At 49.5% G+C, this 22,381-nt stretch carries 15 protein-coding genes; 9 read left to right on the top strand and 6 right to left on the bottom strand.

The window, feature by feature from the left end:
• Window positions 1-110: 110 nt before the first annotated feature.
• The 6 genes from ACXYMU_RS17870 to ACXYMU_RS17845 form a co-directional block, all read right to left on the bottom strand.
• Entirely contained in the window at window positions 111-4,895 is a 4,785-nt protein-coding gene (locus ACXYMU_RS17870) for a hypothetical protein (protein WP_458987791.1), read from the bottom strand.
• Between the two features lie 56 nt (window positions 4,896-4,951).
• Entirely contained in the window at window positions 4,952-5,779 is an 828-nt protein-coding gene (gene prmA, locus ACXYMU_RS17865; RefSeq protein WP_458987790.1) for a 50S ribosomal protein L11 methyltransferase, read from the bottom strand.
• 9 nt (window positions 5,780-5,788) lie between these two features.
• On the bottom strand, window positions 5,789-6,163 hold the full coding sequence (locus ACXYMU_RS17860; RefSeq protein WP_458987789.1) for a DUF6150 family protein: 375 nt from the start codon (window positions 6,161-6,163) through the stop codon (window positions 5,789-5,791).
• Between the two features lie 228 nt (window positions 6,164-6,391).
• Window positions 6,392-7,153, bottom strand: a complete 762-nt coding sequence (tpiA, locus tag ACXYMU_RS17855; protein ID WP_458987788.1) for a triose-phosphate isomerase — start codon at window positions 7,151-7,153, stop codon at window positions 6,392-6,394.
• A 439-nt stretch (window positions 7,154-7,592) separates the two neighbouring features.
• On the bottom strand, window positions 7,593-10,400 hold the full coding sequence (gene uvrA / locus ACXYMU_RS17850) for an excinuclease ABC subunit UvrA (RefSeq protein ID WP_458987787.1): 2,808 nt from the start codon (window positions 10,398-10,400) through the stop codon (window positions 7,593-7,595).
• Between the two features lie 322 nt (window positions 10,401-10,722).
• The gene (locus ACXYMU_RS17845) at window positions 10,723-11,994 is read right to left on the bottom strand and encodes an MFS transporter (RefSeq protein WP_458987786.1); all 1,272 of its coding nucleotides are present in this window, start codon (window positions 11,992-11,994) and stop codon (window positions 10,723-10,725) included.
• A 305-nt stretch (window positions 11,995-12,299) separates the two neighbouring features.
• Between ACXYMU_RS17845 and ACXYMU_RS17840 the strand changes: the two genes are divergently transcribed.
• The 9 genes from ACXYMU_RS17840 to ACXYMU_RS17800 all read left to right on the top strand — a co-directional run bounded on the left by ACXYMU_RS17840 (window position 12,300) and on the right by ACXYMU_RS17800 (window position 22,307).
• The gene (locus ACXYMU_RS17840; protein ID WP_458987785.1) at window positions 12,300-12,737 is read left to right on the top strand and encodes a hypothetical protein; all 438 of its coding nucleotides are present in this window, start codon (window positions 12,300-12,302) and stop codon (window positions 12,735-12,737) included.
• A 327-nt stretch (window positions 12,738-13,064) separates the two neighbouring features.
• Entirely contained in the window at window positions 13,065-13,403 is a 339-nt protein-coding gene (locus ACXYMU_RS17835; RefSeq protein WP_458987784.1) for a hypothetical protein, read from the top strand.
• 412 nt (window positions 13,404-13,815) lie between these two features.
• Entirely contained in the window at window positions 13,816-14,421 is a 606-nt protein-coding gene (locus ACXYMU_RS17830) for an RNA polymerase sigma factor (protein WP_458987783.1), read from the top strand.
• On the top strand, window positions 14,396-14,626 hold the full coding sequence (locus tag ACXYMU_RS17825) for a hypothetical protein (RefSeq protein ID WP_458987782.1): 231 nt from the start codon (window positions 14,396-14,398) through the stop codon (window positions 14,624-14,626). Before ACXYMU_RS17830 ends, ACXYMU_RS17825 begins: the two co-directional genes overlap by 26 nt.
• A 19-nt stretch (window positions 14,627-14,645) precedes the next feature.
• Entirely contained in the window at window positions 14,646-15,329 is a 684-nt protein-coding gene (gene nth / locus ACXYMU_RS17820; protein ID WP_458987781.1) for an endonuclease III, read from the top strand.
• A 179-nt stretch (window positions 15,330-15,508) separates the two neighbouring features.
• A complete protein-coding gene (locus tag ACXYMU_RS17815) occupies window positions 15,509-16,843 on the top strand; it encodes a S41 family peptidase (RefSeq protein WP_458987780.1) in 1,335 nt (444 codons plus the stop codon).
• 811 nt (window positions 16,844-17,654) lie between these two features.
• Window positions 17,655-20,183, top strand: coding sequence for a cellulase N-terminal Ig-like domain-containing protein (locus ACXYMU_RS17810; protein WP_458987779.1), 2,529 nt, complete (start codon window positions 17,655-17,657; stop codon window positions 20,181-20,183).
• Between the two features lie 326 nt (window positions 20,184-20,509).
• Window positions 20,510-21,097, top strand: a complete 588-nt coding sequence (locus ACXYMU_RS17805) for a phospholipid scramblase-related protein (RefSeq protein ID WP_458987778.1) — start codon at window positions 20,510-20,512, stop codon at window positions 21,095-21,097.
• 148 nt (window positions 21,098-21,245) lie between these two features.
• Window positions 21,246-22,307: an oxidoreductase gene (locus ACXYMU_RS17800; protein WP_458987777.1), complete on the top strand. Its 1,062-nt coding sequence runs from the start codon at window positions 21,246-21,248 to the stop codon at window positions 22,305-22,307.
• The last annotated feature ends 74 nt before the right edge of the window (window positions 22,308-22,381 follow it).

Below are 22,381 nucleotides of genomic sequence, written 5' to 3'. Positions count from 1 at the left end.
ACCCTCTGCAAATGATAAAAGGGTTCAAATATAGACATTTTTACATTTTTGCCCAATTTTTAACCCTCCTAAGCTTGTATACGCGGTTGGCGATGGGCATGGTTATACCCTTACCAGGCTGCTTCCTCAAATAGGGAAGGGTCTTTTTTCTTCCTGCGCTTCTTACTGCGTTTTTCCTTTTGTGGCAACTCCTCCAAATAGTCAAAGTTTCCGGTAGGCTGCGGCTGCACTTGCTCCGAGGCTACTTTAAAGCTTTCTTTCCCTGTGAGGTAGTTTCTGCGGTATGTCTCCACAAACAGATTCTTATCAAACTCCTCGCTCAGGTAAATACTGTATTTGCTGGTGGCCCCACGGCTATACTTTGATTTGGAGCCAATAGCCTTATTAAATTTCTCATCTGAAGAAGCCATCGTCAGTCCGTTCTCAAAATAGCTGAAGTAATACCAGGTATAAGGATCTGCCTGTAGGTATAGGTTTACCACCGGTAGGCCGGCCATGTCCTGCCGCAGCTCCAGGTAGCCGTCCAGGCGGGTGTTTATGTCTTCTTTCAGGATATTGGAAAGGCTGATCTCCCCAACACTGTACCAGGCTTTCTGCTGGTTAGACCACTCCAGCTTCACTTCAGGCAGCACCAGACTGCGCACTAGTTTCCGGGATGCTTTCGGGAGCGGGACATACGCCCGGCTGGCTTCCTGCTGGTATTGCCGCACCTCTTTTTCACCGATCAGCGCGCCCAGCTTATACAGCAGCGACTCATCGGTTTCAGGCATTCCTAACCCGGCTACTGCATTGGCGCGCAGGGTATGGGCCATAGCCGAGAGCGCTTTGGATGGCAGGGTCAGGTCGAAAGCCAATAGTGCATCCAGGGTATACTGCTGGCTCTCCGTTTGTGCCTTGCCACTGCCAGCTGCTTCGATATTGAAGTTTTTGGAAGGGGGCAATAAGCTGAGTTTTCCTTCGAAATGCGTGGTGTTGGTAGCCTCGTGGTATTGCAGCAGGTTGCCCTCATAGGTCTCGCCGGATACTCTGCGCTCCTGCCCCAACTGAAACGCTTTCTGCTCTTTACTGTAAGAAAGCTGGCCCTCCACAGTAAATAAATCCACGTCATCGGGTGCCTGCTTCCTGGACACAAACGTGCTGTAATAGTCTCCGGTACCCATAGAAAGGTGCAGCCCCGTGAATAGCGGCGTACCATCAGTAGCGGTTGGTTTGAAAATCGGGATAGAGAGGTCGGCAGGGTTCAGCGTGTCTTTTTTGTACGGAAACCAGTCCGAATCACTGGGGTTGCCGGTAAAGTTCAGCTTCAGCTCCCCGTCAAAGTCAAGGTGCTGGCGGGGAACCTGCATGGTTACCTGCCCACGGTATAAAACCCGCGGGAAAATATAGAATGGGTCTTCTTCGCCGATGGTGGCTGTAGCCGTGGTATAAGGTTGGCTCTTTTCTTTCTTACTATTAGCCTGCGGGGCATACATGAAATCAGAAAGCCGGATTTTAAAGTCTTCTTCTTTGGCGTTGCGGTAATCATGTACCGCATCGCCTTCCAATGCCATCCGCGACAGGATATCAATGTTCCCGCTGTGTAACGGGTGGAACTGCTGGGCCGAGTCTGCCAGCACGCGTGCATTGCGTAGTGTTTGGATGGTGGCATCCGCCCCTACCGCAACATGGCCTTTGTCCGGAATGACGTGCATGTCGGCCACAGCAATGTAAGGCACGCCACCCGCCAGCAGGTGGTTTGATTTCAGGTCATACTCGCCGCTCGCGGCTATAAACCGCAGCCCCTGTTGGTCCGGGTGCAGGGAATAAAACCAGTTTTTTGCACCTGTCTCGTCAGCCTTCAGGCTTATTTTCTCTGCTTTAATATCCCAGCGGGCACTGTTCATAGATGTTTTGTACTGTGCCTTCGGAAACTCCAGGCTGGGTTTGCCTTTCTGCTCACTCTCAAAGTCTACCTGCCCTTTGCTGATGTTATAGGCGAAAGCTACGTCTGTGGCCTTCACGGCTGGCTTGTCTTCCACATCCGACTTCACCAGCACTTGCCCATGACTTCCGGAAAAGCTCCGCTGTCTCAAGTGCATTTGTTTGGAGGCGATAGAGGCGACGGCAGTTTCCAGCATGCCTGCGCCATACAGGCCACCCGGCGTTAGTTTAACGCCCCCATTCAGGGCAAAGCCCTCGCGGTATAGCTTCATCGGCTCGCTGCCCGTTTGCAGGTACATGGTGTCGGCTTGCGGTAACCAGTTCATGCTAAATCCGGTAGAGGTGGCCAGCGGAAATTCTGCATTGTTTAGTTGTCCCTCGGTTAGTTGCCAGGATGTTCCGTTTGTTACCGAAACCCCGTCTTGGCGGTAAGCGAAATTGCGCGCTTTAACGGTGGCCCCCAGGTACTTCAGAGTGCCTTTGCTCTGTATGCCTGCAGCGTCCAGCATCACGGTGTCGTATACCATGCCTTTGCCGCCATACGCCGGTATCCCTTTCGGGCCCGGTTGATAGTAGAAGCCCAAGGTCTCGTCCGGCATCATCACCAGCTTTGTTTTGATAGGCGGGAAAATGCCGCCTGAGTTGAAGGTCCCGTCCATCCCGATGGCCCCCTTACCAGAGCTTAGGCTGTCGATCTTAAAGGGCGGCATCTCAAAGAACACGGTGTTATCGTAAGCTCCACCGGCCACATCCGGGTTTGCGTAAGCCACCCTGGCCCCTACCTGGGCATCAAACTTAGGGTAATCGGCAAAAAACTCCTTGCCTGATTTGTTGTTTGGTTTGTTGATGTAAAGCTTTCCCGGCATGCTGCCTGAATTGCCTGTCAGCACCTGGCTCAGATTTTTGCCGCCATTCCTGCGCCGCCGTCTCGCGATCATAGCCACAGTGTCTATCTTGGTGAGATCAAGTGAGAAATCCTCGTAGTTAAACCGGAAAGCAGCCCCGCTGATAGCAAGCCGACCGGCGAATACCTGCCCGTCAAACTCCATGTCGCGGTTTTTCAGCAGGTGCACTTCCTGGCGGCGTGGCAGTGCATACACGCTGGCGGTATCGTTGTTAAACTGTACTTTCTCGACTCCTCGCACTGTCAGGATATTGTCGTCCAGGTTTAGCGTTGCATTGCGCCCCGACGGCACCAACGATTTGATAGTGAGGTAATCATAGTCTTTGGTGCCCCTTGCTGCGCCAACCGTGTGCAGCGCCTTGGGCAGCAGCGTGATATACCCCGAGGCCGGCTCATACGTGGTATACCCCAGGTAGGACATGGCACGAGCCGCATCCTTTACAGCAGCTTCCGCTACCCGCATTGTATGTGCCACGTCTGCCGCATAAAAAGCTGTTTTACGAGATTGCCCTGCATAGCCCACCAACAGTTGCAGGGGATGAAACGGCGACACGCCAACAAGACGCTGAAAACGCCCATTCGAGAAATAGGTCGTTGACTCCACACGCATCGGCACCATCGACTTGGTGTTAAGGATGGAAAGTTCGATGGTTGGTTCTGTCAGCTTCCACTGCAAGCGCTCGGCGGTTAGTTCTACCCGGTGGTAATTGTCGTAGAACGGGAGTTCTTTGTAAGGCCCTTTAGTTTTGGTGAGCGTCAGCTCCTGGGTTTGCCTCAGGAAATGCAGTTGCACCGCCGGGTGCGAGATAGAGTCTTTTTCCTGGTAGATGGCTACTTGGGCACGATTGGCCAGCAGCAACGAGTCTTGTAGGGTATAGCTCTGGGCAGTTGCCCTGAACTTGCGCTGCCCGTTTTGGAATACCGCTATCTCCGACAGGCTGCCGTCCAGCGGCTTGCTCCCGATGGTTGCGCCTGCCAAGGAGAAGCCTCCCTTGTAGACCATGTTATCGCCAAGGTTAGTAAGCCGGGCATTGTTAGTGAAGGACGTGAATTTAGGATAGGGATATTCAGAAGCGGTTTTGCGCTTGCTGCTCTGCCACTCCAATGCTCCGTCTACGGGCCCGGCCAACACAGCAGGGTAGTGCAGCGTTACGTCTGGTGCTACAAAGCGGGGAGATGAGGCATTGAAGCTGTACTGCCGGAGCGTAGCCTTTACGGGTTGCCCTTTTACCTGCCAACTGAATTCCCCGCCTTCCCCTACAAAGGTATTGGTTGCCAGCATCAATTGCCCAGCTGTTTGAGTAAGCGCTATAGAATCGTGGGGGGTGCTAAAAAGGAGGTTCGTTTTCTGCAGCAGCAGCACTGGGCCGGTTATCTTTGGCTGTGCAGGTATAAACGGGCGCTTTTGCAATTCGCTGCGTTTTTTGCTGGCGTTGCTTCTGGCGACAGGTTTCTTGGCTATGGGCGTTATACCCCAGGCATCATCTTCCGCTGCATTGCCCTGTGCATCCACTTCATCATCCCAGGAGGTATCGCCCCAGTCCTCATCGCTTGCCGGCACCTCGGCAGTAGCCTGGCTGGCCCCTGCATAGGCAAAACTAAACTCCGCGCCGGTGCTGCGCAGGCTAAAGGCAGGGTTCTGAAAAAGTTGGTTGATGCTGAGGTATAGACTGGCGCTGGCCAAAAACTGCTCTACCTGTTTCAGCTCCTCGTTCCGAAGCACCTTTTCAGTTACATCCAGCATCTCGTCCAGTTGCCGGGCGCGCATGTGCTGTTGGTTGATTCCGGCCGTCAGCATCACAAAGAACTGACTGAAGCGAACGCCCGAAATATGCCTGCGGTGCATGCGCTGGGTAAGCTGCATCACTTGCTCCTGCTGCCTGGCCGTTAACTGACCGCTGTTCCATACCTCCTCCAACGCAACGCCCAGTTGCCCTGCATTCTCTACCCTACCCGCCTCCAGCGTCACTTTTACCTCGTTTAGAAAGGCATCCGGGTTCCTGAAAAGATTTGATTGCGCCTGCGCCGCCAAAATCGAAAAAAAGAAAACCAAGGGTAAAAGTTTCTTCATAAAGGGCGGGCTAGGTAGGGCAAAGAGGCAGTATGGTATGGGCGGCTAGGGCAATGCTATGCTTTAAATAAAGCCGATACCCAGTTGTTTTTAGTGCGGTGCGATTGGTATTGTAGTCCCAGCGATTCGGCTTTCTCCTGAATGGCAGGCAGGTCTTCGGCATAAAAGCCGCTTAGCAGCAGCCAGCCTTCAGACTGAAGCACAGCTTTGTAAGCAGACATGTCTTCCAGCAACACGTTGCGGTTAATGTTAGCCAGAATGATATCGAATGGCTTCTCACCTGCAATGGTTTCGGCTCCGCCCAGGCGCACGTCAATGCCTCCGTAATTGTTCTGCTCGGCATTCTCGCGGGCATTCTCCACCGTCCAGTCTTCTATCTCCACGGCCACAATCTCCAAAGCGCCCAGTTCTCCGGCCATGATGGCGAGTATACCTGTGCCGCAGCCCATGTCCAGCACGCGTTTGCCCTGGTGGTCCAACGTCAACTGGTTCTCGATCATAAGGGTAGTGGTCTCGTGGTGGCCCGTGCCAAACGACATCTTTGGGTTGATCACGATGTCATATTTGGCCTGCTCCGGCTTCACGTGGAAAGAGGCACGCACTGATACCTGGCCACCGATAAAGAGCGGCTCAAAGTTGCGTTCCCACTCCTCGTTCCAGTTCTGCCGTTCGATCTTCTGCACGGTATACGCTACATCCACCAGGTGGGCATAGCGCTGCAGGGTCTCCTTCAGCTCTTCTTCGCTAAACTGCCCTTCCTCGGTGTAGGCACTAAAACCATCCTCTGTCTCTAAAAATGTATCGAAGCCAATGGCCCCGAGTTCAGCTGTAAGGATGTCCGCAAAATCTGCGTTTACTTTTAAGGTTACTTCTATAAAATCCATGGTAAAAAATTAATTGCGGCAAGTGGCCGAAGAACGCACATCCGTGAAATGCACTGTGATGTCGGCTTTATAGCGCTCGTCGGTTACGTACAGAATGTGGTTGGCAAAGGCCTTGTTAGGGGTAATGTACCAAATGGCCTGTCCGTCGGCAAAAAGCTTGTTGCTCTCACGGTATACCACCAGGTCAGCAAAGGCCTCCTCTTCGTTTAGGAAAACAGTGGCTGAGGCAGTAGTCCGGTACATTGGGTTGCGCTCGAGGTATACTGCACCATATACATGGCAGTAGCTTTTACCAATATTAGCCTCGGCAGCAGGCGTTGGCACAATTGCAGCGGTCGCAAAAAGGGGCCACAGCATCATCCAGCCTAAAAATAGTAATTGCATAATATAAATTTAGTCAAAGTTAGTTATATGACAACAAAAAAGCCGCCAATGTTATATCCGCGGCAAACTTTAATTTACCTGCAACAAGCCGGTTTGCCTGTTGCTTGCCAGAGCAGTGCATTCATACCCTACACGGACTTATATGCGCTTATCGGTTAAAGTACCATGCATAAAAAAGGCTGCCCATGCATAGCACGGGCAGCCAGTATTAAACAGCTAAAGACTTTGTTAGAACGATTTGATGATATCGGTGAAGTCTCTTGACTTAAGCGATGCGCCGCCGATCAACCCACCATCGATGTCTTCTTGGGCAAAAAGCTCTTTTGCGTTGCCTGGGTTACAGCTTCCGCCATACAGTATGGTGCAGTTAAAGGCAGCCTCGGCATCGAACATGCGCGAGAGCTGCTCCCGGATATAGGCGTGCATTTCCTGGGCCTGCTCCGAGCTGGCAGTTTTACCTGTGCCGATAGCCCAGATCGGCTCATAGGCAATCACAATCTGGTCGAACTCCTCATTGCTCAAGTAAGAAACGCTATCCTTCAGTTGCTGGCCTACATAGTCGAAGTGGCGGTCTGCCTCACGCTCCTCCAAAGGCTCGCCGCAGCAGAAGATCGGCTTCAAACCGTGCGCAATCGCCTGCTTCATTTTCTTGTAGAGCGTTTGGGCATCTTCGTGGTGGTATAAACGGCGTTCGCTGTGGCCTACCAGCACATACTCCACTCCCACCGATTTCAGCATGGCCGCCGATACCTCGCCAGTATAAGCACCGCTCTCGTTCTCGCTCACATCCTGCGCAGCCAGGTGCATTTTGCTATTGCCCTGCACCAGTTTGCCTACGCTCTGCAGGAAAGGGAAAGGAGGTGTTACAATCACAGTAACGTCGCTGCTTACCTCATCCTTCACCATGTTGTCGATTTCCGACACCAGCGAAAGCGCGTCTTCAGCGGTTTTATTCATTTTCCAGTTTCCTGCTACGATCTTCTTTCTCATGTTTTATTTGTTATATGATGATACCTTATCTATACCCTCTGCCTAAGCGTTAGCCTTTTCAGAGTGGCAATTTAATAATTTATGCGATGTGGTTTTAGTATTCTGCAATGTTCTGCGCCTCCCTATTCTTAATTTGCCAACGCTAACTTATACATCTGCATCGTTGCTTTGTAGCTACCGGATCCAACCACCCCTGCTCCCTCCTTGACTAAGGAGGGGAATTTGCTCACACTTCTCTAGCTTGGCAACAAATTTCTTAACGTAGCTGCAAGGCCACGTAATGAATCCATCGCTATGAAAAGCCAGGCTTGATAAACCTAAAAACAGACTCGCCTCCTTAGTAAAGGAGGGGGCTGGGGGTGGTTGGATGCCAGGCAAAACCGCTACAAGCAAAAAGCCGCCGCAACAGCTGTCGTGGCGGCTTTTATACCTCTTGGGGCTACAGCTTTCCTTTCAAAAAGCGGGCTGTCTCGTTGTCCTCCAGCTTTGCCATCTCCTCGGGTGTGCCTTCAAACAGCAAGTGGCCCCCGTTGGTCCCTCCTTCCGGACCTAAGTCAATAATCCAATCCGCTGATTTGATGATGTCCATGTTATGCTCGATGATGATAACGGTGTTTCCGTTCTCGATCAGGGCGTTGATGGACGTGAGTAACTTGCTGATATCATGAAAATGCAGGCCGGTGCTTGGCTCATCGAAAATAAAGAGGATATTCTCCTGGTGCGGCTGTGCCCCTTTGGTTAGGAAGGAAGCCAGCTTCACGCGCTGCGCCTCGCCCCCGGAAAGCGTGTTGCTCGACTGCCCCAAACGGATATACCCCAGGCCCACATTATTTAACGGGCGAAGCTTATCCACAATTTTCGGTTGATCGGCGAAGAAGTCGATGCTGTCGGCAAGCGTCATGTCCAGCACATCAGAAATGCTTCTGTCGTTGTACTTGATGTCCAGTACGTCCTGCTTAAAACGGTGACCATGGCAGCTTTCGCAGGTCAGGTAGATGTCGGCCATGAACTGCATCTCAATCTTCACCTGTCCCTCACCCTGGCATACCTCACAGCGCCCGCCCTCGATGTTAAAGGAGAAATGCGACGGCTTGAACCCACGCGACTTCGCCAAGGGCTGGTCGGCGTACAGCGTCCGAATGGCATCGTAGGCTTTTACATAGGTTACCGGGTTAGAGCGCGATGACTTGCCAATCGGGTTCTGATCCACAAACTCCACGTGCTCGATCTTATTGTAATCGCCAGCCAGCTTATCGAACTTACCGGTGGCCTCTGCTGTGGCACCGTGCAGCTTTTGCATGGCCGGGGCCAGTATCTTTTTGATCAACGTTGATTTACCGGAACCGCTCACGCCTGTCACCACCGTCATCACGCCTAGCGGGAATTTCACGGTCAGGTTCTTCAGGTTGTTTTCGCGTGCGCCGTGTATCTCGATCGCGTTGCGCCACTTCCGGCGGTGCGTCGGCACTGGCACTTCCATACGTCCGCTCAGGTATTTGGCAGTATAGGTGTCCCCGTTTTGAGCAAGTTCGTCGAAGGTCCCCTGGAACATGAGATTACCCCCGCCCGAGCCAGCCTCTGGCCCAATGTCAATCAACTGGTCGGCCGCCTTCATCATCTCTTCCTCGTGCTCTACCACAATCACGGTATTGCCGATTTGCTGCAGCGTGCGCAGCACACCAATCAGCTGCTCGGAGTCTTTGGGGTGCAGACCGATGCTCGGTTCATCCAGGATGTACATCGAACCGACCAAGGCACTACCGAGTGAGGTGGCCAGGTTGATCCGCTGGCTCTCGCCGCCCGATAAGGTATTCGATAGGCGGTTCAGCGTCAGGTATCCCAAGCCAACACGTTCGAGGTAGCTCAAGCGGTTGCCCACCTCTGTCACCAGGCGTTCCGCCACGTTCTGCTCGTGCTGTGTCAGGTCCAGGTTGCGGAAAAACGGTAGCACCTCCGTCAGTGGCATCAACACCAGGTCGGTGATGCTCTTGCCTCCCACTTTCACATAGCTGGCATCTTTGCGCAAGCGCGAACCCTTACAATCAGGGCAAGTCGTGCGGCCACGGTAACGCGACAGCAGCACGCGGTACTGAATTTTATGTGTCTGGGCCTGTATCTGCTTGAAGAAGCTGTTGAGGCCATCGAAGTATTTGTTTCCTTTCCAAAGCAGTTCCTGCTCTGCTTCCGTCAGCTCGTTGTAGGGCCGGTGGATAGGGAAATCGAAGCGGATGCCGTTCTTAATCAGCGGCTGCAGCCACTCGTTCATCTTATCGCTGCGCCACGGGGCAATAGCTCCTTCATACACGGTCAGGCTCTTGTCCGGTATAACCAGGTCAGGATCTATACCCAATACGCTTCCAAATCCCTCGCAAGTCTGGCAGGCGCCATATGGGTTGTTGAAGCTGAAGAAGTTAACTGAAGGCTCTTCGAACACCAAGCCGTCTAGTTCAAACTTATCCGAAAACACGCGCTCTTCGCCATTCCCAAATAACAGGCGGCATTCGCCGTGGCCCTCAAAGAAAGCCGTCTGCACAGAGTCCGCAATGCGGAACTGCAGGTCTTCGTCTTCCTGGTAAATCACGGCACGGTCTACCAAGATATAGATCTCTTTGCCCAGCTTGGCGGTCTTCTGCTCCAGCAGTTCCTCAATAAAATATACCTCGCCGTTAGCGTAAACACGGGAATAGCCTTTCTGCAGCAACAGGTCCAGCTCTTTCGCCAGCGAGCGCTCTTTGTGCTGCAGTAGCGGAGCCAGCACCATCACGCGCGCCTCGTTTGGCAGGGTAAAGATAAAGTCCACCACATCGGCCACGGAGTCTTTGCGCACCACCTCCCCTGTAATAGGTGAGTAAGTTTTGCCAATGCGGGCATAAAGCAGTTTCAGGTAGTCGTAGATCTCGGTGCTGGTACCTACCGTAGAGCGGTTGTTTTTGATGCTTACCTTCTGCTCGATGGCGATGGCCGGGCTGATGCCTTTAATGTAATCTACATCCGGCTTGTCCATGCGGCCCAGGAACTGGCGGGCATAGGAGCTAAGGCTTTCCACGTACATCCGCTGCCCTTCGGCATACAGGGTATCAAAAGCCAGCGAAGACTTGCCAGAGCCGGAAAGCCCAGTTACCACGATGAACTGGTTGCGCGGCAAAGCGACACTCAGGTTTTTCAGGTTATGTACCCGTGCTCCTTTGATGATGATGTTTTGGCGGGCATCTAGCTCGTCGAAGTTATTGTCAGGAATAGTTGCCATATAAACATAGGCTACCGGGGCATTAATGAAGCAGCCACAGAGCCGGTTTTTCAGTTTAAGTTAATTTGTAAAGATACGAATAGATAACCTCAATTTGAAGGCGTTTGTTACAGCCCCCAACTGCGCCTCTCCTTGCCACAGGGAGTGACTAAGACACTATACGCAGCTATACCGATTGGGGCACGGCGAAATACAGAGCTGTGCTGCAGCACTAGCCTGGCAGCTGCCTGGGTATACCTTTTACAGATCAAGCCAATGACAAACCTATACCTATCGAAAAGAGGGGCAAGCAAAATCACGAAAGGCAGAACAAGCAGGCTTTTCACGCAGGTATAGGTGCCTTGTCGTCCAGAGTTAGGTTGCGTAGTTTGTCCGCTTTAAAGGCCGTCACACCTACTACAACCAACGTCATTATGCCGCCAAAGAGCACGGCAGGCACTACTCCCATCAGCTTCGCGGTAAAGCCTGACTCAAAAGCGCCAATTTCGTTTGATGACCCAATAAAAATGTTGTTGACAGAGGCCACGCGCCCTTTCATATACTCGGGGGTAAGGGTATGGATGAGCGTGGAGCGGATAATAACGCTGATGCTGTCGAAGGCGCCGCTCAGGGCAAGCAGCACCATAGAAAACCAGAAGCTTCTGGAAAGGCCAAACAGCACGATGCATAACCCAAAACCCGCCACGCACCACAGCATTTTCTTGCCAGCATTTACTGTGATCGGGTGATACGCTATGATCACTGCCATCAGCACCGACCCAACTGCCGGAGCAGCCCTCAGAAAGCCAAGGCCCTGCGGCCCGGTTTGCAGGATATCGGAGGCGAAAACAGGCAGCAAGGCCACGGCACCTCCAAAAAGCACGGCAAACAGATCGAGTGAGATGGCGCTTAGGATGACCTGGTTGCCGAATACAAAGCGGATACCAGAACGTAGACTGTCTTTTAGGTTCTGCGGGTTAGCATTCTCGGGCAATGGCTTGGCTCCAATAAGGGCAAATGCCAGCAGCGAAAAAAGCACCAGGGTGGCATCAGTAGTATAGGCTGCAGTTACCCCGGCAAAACCATAGATCAACCCGCCAATAGCCGGGCCAGCCAAGGAGGCAGCCTGCCAGGTAGTGCTGCTCCAGGTAATGGCATTGGCATAAAGCTGCTTGTTTTCCACGAGCTGTGGCATAAAGGCAAAAACGGCTGGCCCCATAAAACCGCGGGCAATGCCACTCAGAAAGATAACAGCATAGATCGGCATCGCCCCATAGCGTGCCAGCACAGGGCTTATATCCAACGTAAAGTATAACAACGCGGCAGAGCATCCCAGCAACACGGCCACCGCCAGCACAATGATCTTCTTGCGCGGTACAATGTCAGCAAGGTAGCCTGCGTACAGCGAAACCACTATGGATGGAATCGCTTCGGCCAGTCCCATCAGCCCCAGCGAGAGCGGGTCCTGGGTGATATCGTAGATTTGCCAGCCTACGATAACGGCCTGAATCTGCATGGCCAGTGTAATGCACAGCCGCGCTGTAATGTACCACCTGAATGCGGGCAACCGTAGTACTGCATAAGGGTCGTGGGTGCCTTGCCTGCTGTGTTTCATCTTCACCTTGCTTGAATGATGCTGCAAAGTAATGCATCGCAGGTTTTTGTCAGGCATTACCTGCTGTGCATGGCCACATCTAAGTACCTAAATATTTGGCAATCAGCTAAAAAATCGTTTTTATCGTATAAAATATATTTAAAAGCCTAAACCTCGATTACGACCATCTGTGTCTGCCCATTTTCCACGGCAGCTTAACAGACGCTTGAAAACTTAGCTTAATTTACACATCCAAGCTCAAGGGTTTTACCTTCTGGATGTTGCATGTAATTTTTATTTCCTCGTTTTGCTAACGTTCTAAGCCCATGACAGCTTCTGAGAACATCGACTTACCGTTCCTGCAGGCTTCCTATCAAAAGGATTTAGGTGTACTCTTTTGCCGCTGGCAACGGCCCGTCACTACGGAAGAGTATATAGAAGGCAACCTAGCCCTGTTGGATTTGGCAGCCAGTAAAAAGGCGCATTTTTGGCTCCAGGACCTGCGCCGTCGTAATACGGCCGGCCCCGATGAGAAGCACTGGTTTGCCACTGCCTTTGCCCCTGCTCTGCGCAGCACGCTGGGGGGCAGCATTTTCTTCGCATACCTTATGTCGCCGTTACAGCACAACCAGATTACTACCCAGGCACTGCCCAACTACGATACCGATAATTACAGGAATAAGCTGGTCGTGCGTTTTTACACAAACGAGCACGACGCATTGGAATGCCTCTACAGCTTCCGACATTATGTAGAAGTGGAGTAAAACGTAATTCTGGTATCCTTTTGGCTATATATTAAGTATAGGAGTGCCTCGAATGATTATTTTTTTATGAGAGGGCGCAACCGTAATGGCACAACACCTGTATAAAGTTTATGCTAAATAATTATCTTTAAGCAAGATAAAATTCAAGTTAACTGCACCTCTGATATTAACCAAACGTAACCTACGCATTACTTTTCGGTTTTAAATGCTGCGTACCTATTAACATTCTGTAAACTGTTGCTGCACACAGGATCAGAGGTATAACCGACACGTACATGTAGGCTCAAGTGCAGCAACACTATTTTACAACCCTTAAACCATTGACACATGGAAACTTTAGATATCCGGAATCTGCTGGAGAACATCGAGAGAAAAGTTTGCCAGCAAGAGATCACGACAGATGCTGATTTTACCAAGCTGATAAATTCTGAGATTGCAAACGCGATAAACCTGAAGCACAAAAAAGAAAACGAAATAGAAGAGGATGCCTACAAAAATGTAGCCTGCACCACGGTGGAGTGTTATTTGGATCACTTGAAAAACGTAGAGGAGAAGCTAAAGGCACCGGCACACATTTCGGCTCAATGCTCCCTTGTAGAAGAGCGGGAAATTAACCGCCGCTTGTTACTGATCCTGAACAGATTAAAAGGCTATAGCAGAAGATAGCCCGACCAGAAATTCATTTTATACCTTCAGCCTTCGTATGATTACTTCTTGCGGAGGCTTTTTTTGTCACTTATCAAAAGAGACGGTTCACCCTGATTTCTGATCCGTTGGCAAGGTTATTGAACAAATCCTTCAAGTACAATCTATACAGTATATTTGCACGTATGTGATTGTGTAGCAGTGGAAAATCTTATGATTGAGAGGCTTTCGCATCATCCTGATCGCCACGGAACGACGGATGCGCTACGGAAAATATAAAATGGTTGCTTTTTTTGTAATCCTGTGGCAAGCCTTCTTGCAGATCCCAAAGGCATTCTATATATTTGATTTACATTTCAGAAAAAAACTTGTTCAAACTAGTAAACGCAACAATATGATATAAAGCTCTACGTTAACCTAATGTAGCTTTAAGATGAAGACAACCACCACCCTTATAAGTGATTCTGCTTTAGTTTCACTTTATATCGCCGGTAACGAAAGTGCGTTTGAACAACTAGTAAACAGACACAAGAACAAGGTATACACTACCATCTACTTAATAGTAAAAGACTCCTATAAAGCCGAGGACTTATTGCAGGACACGTTTATCAAAGCGGTCCATACGATGAAGAGCGGGCGATATAACGAGGAAGGCAAGTTTTCGTCATGGATCTGCCGCATTGCACATAACCTGGCAATCGACCATTTCCGTAAAGAAAAGCGCAGCCCGATGATCACGCTGGAAGACGGCAGCAAGGTGCTCAACAACATGTCTTTTTCAGAGGATTCGGTAGAATCGCTCCAGATAAAAGAGGACACCCATGCACGTCTGCGCGAGCTTATCCAAACGTTGCCCCAAACGCAGCGCGAGGTGCTTATGATGCGGCATTATGCCGAGATGAGTTTCCAGGAGATAGCAGACGCTACCAATGTGAGCATCAACACAGCCTTAGGCCGTATGCGCTATGCGCTGATCAACCTAAGAAAGAAGATGCAAAACAACAATGTAGCATATGATAAAAACCTCTACTCAGAATGAGCTGATCCAGTATGTGTATGATGACCTGGCACTTGATGCCTGTGAGCAGCTGGAAGAAGCCTTAGTGCAAGATCAGGAGTTGGCAAACAGTTGCGCAGAATTGCTGCTGATGCAGCGCCTGCTGAACGATGCCATCAAAACGCCTCGACAGCATACGGTCAACAACATTTTAAATTACTCAAAAAGCTTAAGTTTGCAGTCTTAACCGACTGCAAACTTTTTTTATGCGAAAGAAGGAACGCTATAAGCTGCTGATTGAGTATTTCACGCAACACTTCCCGGAGCCGGAGACTGAGTTGGCCTACGCCAACCCCTATGAGCTGATTCTGGCGGTGGTGCTGAGCGCCCAGTGCACCGATAAGCGGGTAAATATGGTAACGCCTGCTTTGTTCGAGGCATACCCCTCTGCCGAGCACTTGGCTGCGGCCTCTCCCGACGAGATTTTCCCCTACATCAAAAGCATCTCATACCCCAACAACAAAGCCAAGCACTTGGCTGGCTTGGGCAAAATGCTGGTCGAGCAGTTTAACGGCGAAGTGCCCAGCACGGTAGAGGAACTGGTAAAGTTGCCGGGCGTTGGCCGTAAAACTGCCAACGTGATCGTGTCTGTGATTTGGAACCTCCCGGCAATGGCCGTGGACACGCACGTGTTCCGGGTGAGCAAGCGCCTTGGCCTCGTTACTAAAACCGCCAAAACGCCGCTTGAGGTTGAAAAGCAACTTATCGCTAACATACCCAACGAGCTGATCTCGAAAGCACATCATTGGCTGATTTTGCATGGACGCTATATTTGTGTAGCCCGCCGCCCCAAATGTGAGGAATGCCCTCTCACCCACTTCTGCGCTTTCTTCCTGAAGAACTTCCCCAACATCCCCGACGATCCCGAAAATAAAATAGGAGGTCTATAAAGATTCCAGAAATAAAAACTACAGAAAGAGCCTGCTGGAATAAGTTTTCCAGCAGGCTCTTTCTGTTATTATAATATATAACATTATATATATTTTTGTTTCTGTATATATAATTTGTTGTTGTTAACAATAAGCCAATAATCTCTCCGTTTGAACCCAATTTAAACACGATAAAACTTATGAAAAACATCAAGGACTTAATCATGACAGCAGTTCTGGCGATCCTGTTGCTTCCAACCAAAGTAACTGCGCAGGAAACTGGACACAGGCTAGACAAGCAAGAGCAAAAGCGCACCATTGACGCAATAAGCTCTCAACTGAAAGCAGCCTACATTTTTCCGGAAGCGGCAGAAAAGATGTCTCGATTGATTACGGGAAATTTCAGGAAGAACAAATATACATCTGCCACAGACCCTCATGAATTTGCGAACCAGCTAACCAGCGATCTTCAATCTGTGAGCAAAGACTTGCACCTTAGGGTTATGTATGCTCCAGAACGAATTACAGAAGAAAGTAAGGCAGCAAGTGACCAAGCCCTGGCAACCTTAGAAGAGCGAAGAATGGAGCAAATGAAACGCAATAACTTCGGGTTCAAGGAAGTGAAGATCCTGGAGGGCAACATTGGCTATCTTGACTTGCGCGAATTTACCCCTACCATGTATGGCGGCGAAACAGCTGTGGCAGCCATGAACTTTCTCAGTAACGCAGATGCTCTGATCATCGACTTGAGAAGAAACGGAGGAGGCTCTCCTACTATGGTGCAGCTAATTACAAGTTATCTGTTTGATGCTAACCCTGTTCACCTGAACAATTTTTACTACCGACCAACCGACCAGCGAACACAAACGTGGACACTGCCCCATGTGCCAGGTAAACGAAGACCGGACATAGATGTGTACGTGTTGACCAGCAAGGCCACCTTTTCTGCCGCAGAGGAATTTTCATACAACCTGAAAAACATGGTGCGCGCCACTTTAATCGGAGAAACTACAGGTGGGGGTGCCCATTCCGGAGGAGTTGTAAATGTTACAGAAAAGTATCAGGTTTGGATCCCTACTGGCAAGGCCATTAACCCAATTTCTCAAGCTAATTGGGAAGGCATGGGAGTGAGTCCACATATCGAAGCCCCGGTTGAGCAGGCGCTCCTGCAGGCTCAAATCGAAGCTTACGAGAAGCTAGTCAAGAAGGCTGGGACGACTGCCAAGGCAAATTACTACAATTGGTACCTCATGGGGATGAAAGCAAAAATGAACCCTGTAGCACTAGATGAGGCTAGCATGAAAGCTTATGTTGGAGGGTATGGCAATCGCCATATCACTTTGGAGAACGGGGAATTATTTTACCAGAGAAATGGTCAGGAGAAATACATGCTTATACCAATGGGAGACAACAGTTTTGCTCTGGATAGGCTACCCTCTCTAAGACTAGAGTTTTTGAAGGAAAATGAGCAGGTAACAGCTTTAGTGGGCCTCTATGATAATGGTAGTTCCGATAAATCGCTGAAAAACCACTAACAGGAAAGTTCCTTCATTTAAGGACAACCGTTAGGCCGTGACTGAATTAGCGCCTGTTGTAATCTACTGTTCGCAATACCAATACCTGACCTAATAGGTAAACTGAATACATCAGGCTGATGCAAAATCCGGTTCGCAACTCTTAACTCAGTATTGCCAACGCAAACAAGGCCCATTGCACCACATCTGCAGTGGGTTTTGTTTGACCAAAGACCTTTTATAGTCATAATTCATATATATCATACATTACTTGTTCAGCAGCATAAAAACGACCTATACACTTACTTGACCAAATGCACCCGCTACAGAACAACAATTTATATTTTGTAAAGGAACGTGTCGGCATGTTTAAGGCTTCCAATAACTACGATATATAAGACCCGCAAACGCAGTAGCAGTAGATGCAACGCCGGGTGGAAAAGTTGGGATTCTCCGCTTCAATGAACTTGTGAAGCAGGTGAATTTATACTTACCTGAGAGTTATCAGCTTCACTTTAATAATGGATACCTGAAAAAATAACAAGTGCTCACAAAGTTTATACCTTACGCTTCGGCTGAATGCCTCGCACATGATATACACGAGACCGTTAGTGTAAATCCCACGTCCACCCCAACCACTTTTAACCGAAGAAACACTCATACCTTGTAGTTAGAGGAATACGAAGGTGCAAGAACTGTAAATAAGTGATGATTCGCGGAAGCAGAGAACATGTAGCCTCTACTATTTTTAAATTTTTCTTTAGTGTTTATGACTGATTATTTTACCTTTATAGGATTGCAATCGGTTTCATAATGGATTTTTACAATAAACATGAAAAGACGAATTTTCTTACCATTTATAGTGCTACTACTAGGGGCATTCCACAATGCTACAGGCCAGGACCTTAAAATCAATGACCTTGAGTACTTTGAGAAACAGGGTGTTAATATACTTGTGTACAGCAACCTCTTTACCGGAGGTTTTAACGATGAGAAGAACGCCGGAATAGAATTGATCCACCATGGTGTCAGGACAGCGCAAGGGGGTGCCGTGCGTCTATCCAACACGCCGGAGCAGTGGGATCTTGTTCCTGATATTCTAAACCGAAGGGTAGACCGTGCCGCAAAGACCATCGAGGCTACGCTAAGGTATAAGGAGTACAATTTTGATTCGCGGGTTGTTGTTACAGCCAAAGGGAAAGGTGTTGAGATAGCTGTTTACCTTGATAAACCCGTTCCCAAGGAACTCGAGGGAAGCGCCGGGTTTAACCTGGAGTTTCTTCCCTCAAAATATTGGGCTAAGAATTATTTAATGGATGGCCGCCCAGGGCTATTCCCACGCTATGTGGTGGGCAACACCGTTACGAGGCCTAACAGCCAAAAACCAAAGCAATTTAAAGGGTATGTAACTTCCGACGACAGGGGGACCGGTAAATTTATCGATCCACTTCCGCTTGAAACTGGCCGTACCTTTCTTCTTGCCCCTGATGCGCCGGAACGCATGGTGAAAATCACCTCGCCAGATGCAGACCTGATGCTTTTCGATGGCCGCATGCTGGCACAAAACGGCTGGTATGTCGTGCGCAGCTTACTCCCGACAGGAAGAACAGGCAAGGTTTTAACCTGGACTGTGGAACCAAACGCCATCAAAGGCTGGGTAAGAGAACCCAATATCGGTTTCTCTCAAGTGGGTTACCTTCCTTCGCAGCAAAAAGTCTCTGTTATTGAACTCGACAAAAAAGACAAACCGGTTGCAAGCGCATCTATCTATAAAATAGGTGCTGATGGCAATGCAACCAAAGTATTCACCGGCAAAATTGCTCCGTGGGGTGACTACTACAAATATCATTATGTGAAATTCGATTTCTCGTCAGTTAAAGCTCCCGGTATCTACTACATCCAGTACGGAGACATCAAAACAAATAATTTCCTGATTGGCGACAATGTCTACAGTAAGATCACCGATGCTACCAGCGACATATGGATCCCTATTCATATGAATCATATGTTTGTAAACGAAGCCTACAGGGTATGGCACGGGGAACCCTTTAAGGACGGATATCTACAGGCTCCGCCAAACACTGACCACTTCGACCTTCATGCACAAGGGCCAACAACCGATACCAAATACAAAGCCCTAGAATTAATCCCTGGATTAAACGTAGGAGGCTTTTTCGATGCCGGAGATTTCGATATCGAAACAGGATCAAACATTAGCGTGGTGCAGAACTTTGTCAAAACATGGGAGAACTTCAAGCCCCAACGCGATCAGACCTTTGTTGACCAGAAGCAGCGTTATGTAGATATCCATCGCCCGGATGGCACCCCGGATGTGTTGCAGTTTATAGAGCATGGCACCCTGAACCTGGTAGCGCAGGCAGAGATTATTGGCCATATGGCTCAAACGCTCTCAAACTCTGTTCTCGACAATTATCACCACCTTGGTGATGCAGCCTCCTTAACAGACGGTCTTACTTACAACCCGAAGCTTGGTCCTTATGAAGTATCCCCTGATGGCAGATCGAGCGGAGTGAAGGATGATATGTGGGCATTTACAAGCCGAAATCCCGAACTCGATCTCAGGGCTGCAACCATGTTTGCGGCAGCGAGCCGGGCATTGAAAGGGTATAACAACGACCTTTCAGCACGTGCGTTGACACAGTCAAAAAGGCTTTTGAAAGAGGCGACAGCCTTACTCGCCAACCGGCCGCCGGATACAAGTGGCAGAGGTAACGCCGCGAATATGGCCACCAACCTGCAGCTATACATTGCCACCGGGGAAAAGCAGTATGTAGATGGATTCCAAGGGCTTTTGTGGCCTGCCCTAGAGCGTAACGTCAGTCGCAACCTGTTGACGGCACTGGATGCGATACCGCACATGGATGCAGCTTACAAAGAAAAGCTCCGGCCATACGTTGTGAAGTACAAGGAATACATCGGCGGCCTTGAGAAAGATAATCCTTACGGAGTGCCTATTGGCCTATCAAACTGGGCAGGTAGCGGAGACGTGATGGGCTTTGGTACCACCATCTGCTTTGCCAACAAATATTTCCCTGATATTGTCGATGGCAGCCATGCTTTTAAAACCACCAACTATTTATTTGGCGCCCATCCATACCACAACTACTCCTTGGTAGCAACAGTAGGGGCTACACGCCCGAAAGCAGTTTTTTACGGTAATAACAGAGCTGATTTCTCCTTCATTCCGGGCAACGTTGCCCCGGGTGTGTTGTTTAGAAAGCCCGACCACTTTGAGAACTACGACGACTGGCCATTTCTTTGGGGACAAAACGAGGGAACCATTGGTGGAAATACCGCTTATTTAATTTTTGGATCTGCGTTTAAGAATCTAATCAAATAACCAACCTGTTCAACTTTAGCGCTAGTTATAAGTCCGTTGCTTTAAGGCTTATAACTAGCGTTTTTTTTTGAGCTGTGCAGAAAGCCGAGAATGAATTAGGGTATCATACGCGCAGAGACAGGATTAAATCTGCTAATGGGATATGTACAAAGACTTAGCGTGAACTCCGTAACCCCAAAGGCTTTCTCTAAGCCTTAAATTATCAGATGCCATAGTCCGTCCAGAGAGTCAGGTCAGGTATAAATCATTATATTAGGGTGTAACTATATAAACCCAATAAGCTGGTTTGATGGCTTATTGGCGAAAAACATAACCTCAACGCTACAATGCACCCTATCCTCAACCACAACTCCTTCTTCGTTAAAGAACATGTCGGTATGTTCAAGGCTTCTAACAACTTCGACATCTACGACCCGCAAACGCAGCAGCAACTGATGACGTGCCGCGAAGAAAAGCTTGGCTTCTTTACCCGTATCCTCCGCTTCACCGATTACAAACGGATGACACCGTTTAACATCGTGGTCAGCAGCACCGACGGAGAACAAGTACTGCGTGTTAAGCGCGGCACGTCCTTCTTTCTATCCAAGGTAGAAGTGCTCGATGAACACGATAATGTGGTGGGGAAGCTCAAACAGAAACTCTTTTCGATCGGCGGTAAGTTCAGCGTGCTGGATGCCGATGATAACTTTCTGTTTTCGCTAAAAGGCAAATGGACGAGCTGGGATTTTAAGTTCGTGAAAGATGACAGCGAGTTTGGGCATGTTACTAAAAAATGGGCCGGTATAGGAAAAGAGTTTTTCACTTCCGCCGACAACTATATCCTGCATGTTGGCCAGCAGGTGCCGGAGAACAACAACATCCGTGTGCTGCTGCTAGGTGCCGTACTGTGCATCGACATGGTTTTGAAGGAATAGTCAAGCCGCACAGTCCTATGTAACAGTTATACTTCGTTGCGCAGCCTTACCTTGTTTATGCCATACCACCAGAAAGGCTTAAGCATGAGAGGCTGAATATTTATGCGTACCTTGATTTAAGTAAATATTTCTCACGCTAAATTCAGATATGAGCAATAACGTACGTATCGGCCTGATTGGCTTTGGCATGTCCGGTCAAGTATTTCACGCCCCATTCATCACAAACGTGCCGGGGCTGCAACTGGTCAAGATAAGAGAAACACGTTCCGGGAACATCGCCATTGCCCGGGAAAGGTACCCTGAGGCAGCGGTAGTGCCTGATGCGAAAGCTATTTTTGATGATGCAACTGTTGACCTGGTGGTGCTGGCCACACCTAACGCATCGCACCTAGCCCTGGCAACTGAGGCGCTCAATGCAGGCAAGCACGTCGTCGTAGAAAAGCCTTTCACGGTTACTTCTGCCGAAGCCGATGAATTGATCGCGCTAGCCAAAAGCAAAGGAAAGCTGCTGACCGTATTCCACAACCGCCGCTGGGACAGCGATTTTAAGACTATCCAAAAACTGCTGGATGGCAAACTACTGGGCAACGTGGTGGAGTATGAGGCGCATTTCGACAGGTTTCGCAATTTCCTAAAGCCCAATACTTGGAAAGAGGAAAGCGCACCGGGTTCCGGCATCCTCTACGATCTGGGTTCGCACCTGATCGACCAGGCGCTTTGCCTGTTTGGCTTGCCAGATGAAGTTTCTGCAGAACTGCGCACGCAGCGCCCCAACAGCCAGATCGTCGACAATTTTCACCTGATGCTGCATTATCCAGACCTACGTGTGATCCTGAAGGCAGGTATGCTGGTACGGGAGCCGGGCCCACGCTACCAGATTTACGGAGACAAAGGTGCTTTCGTGAAGTATGGCTTGGATGTGCAAGAAGATGCCCTGAAAGAGGGTAACATGCCGAAAGGGGCCTCGCATTGGGGCAAAGAGCCCGAAGAGATATGGGGAAAACTAAACACGGAAGTTAACGACCTGCATGTAGAAGGTAAAATTGCAAGTGAGACAGGCGATTATACCGGATTTTACGAAAACGTGTATCAGGCTCTGGAAGGCACTGCCACACTTGCCGTGCAACCAACGCAGGCACGTAACACTATCCGGGTAATTGAACTGGCCATGCAGAGCCACACTGAGAAAAGAACAATCCCTTTTTCTTAGCTATCAGGTATCCCTGCACTATCAAAAACACAAGAGCACCGGCTGTATGTCTACTACCGGTGCTCTTTCAGTTT

The sequence above is a fragment of the Pontibacter sp. CAU 1760 genome (assembly GCF_054482735.1).
This window is presented reverse-complemented; position numbering and strand designations above follow the sequence as displayed.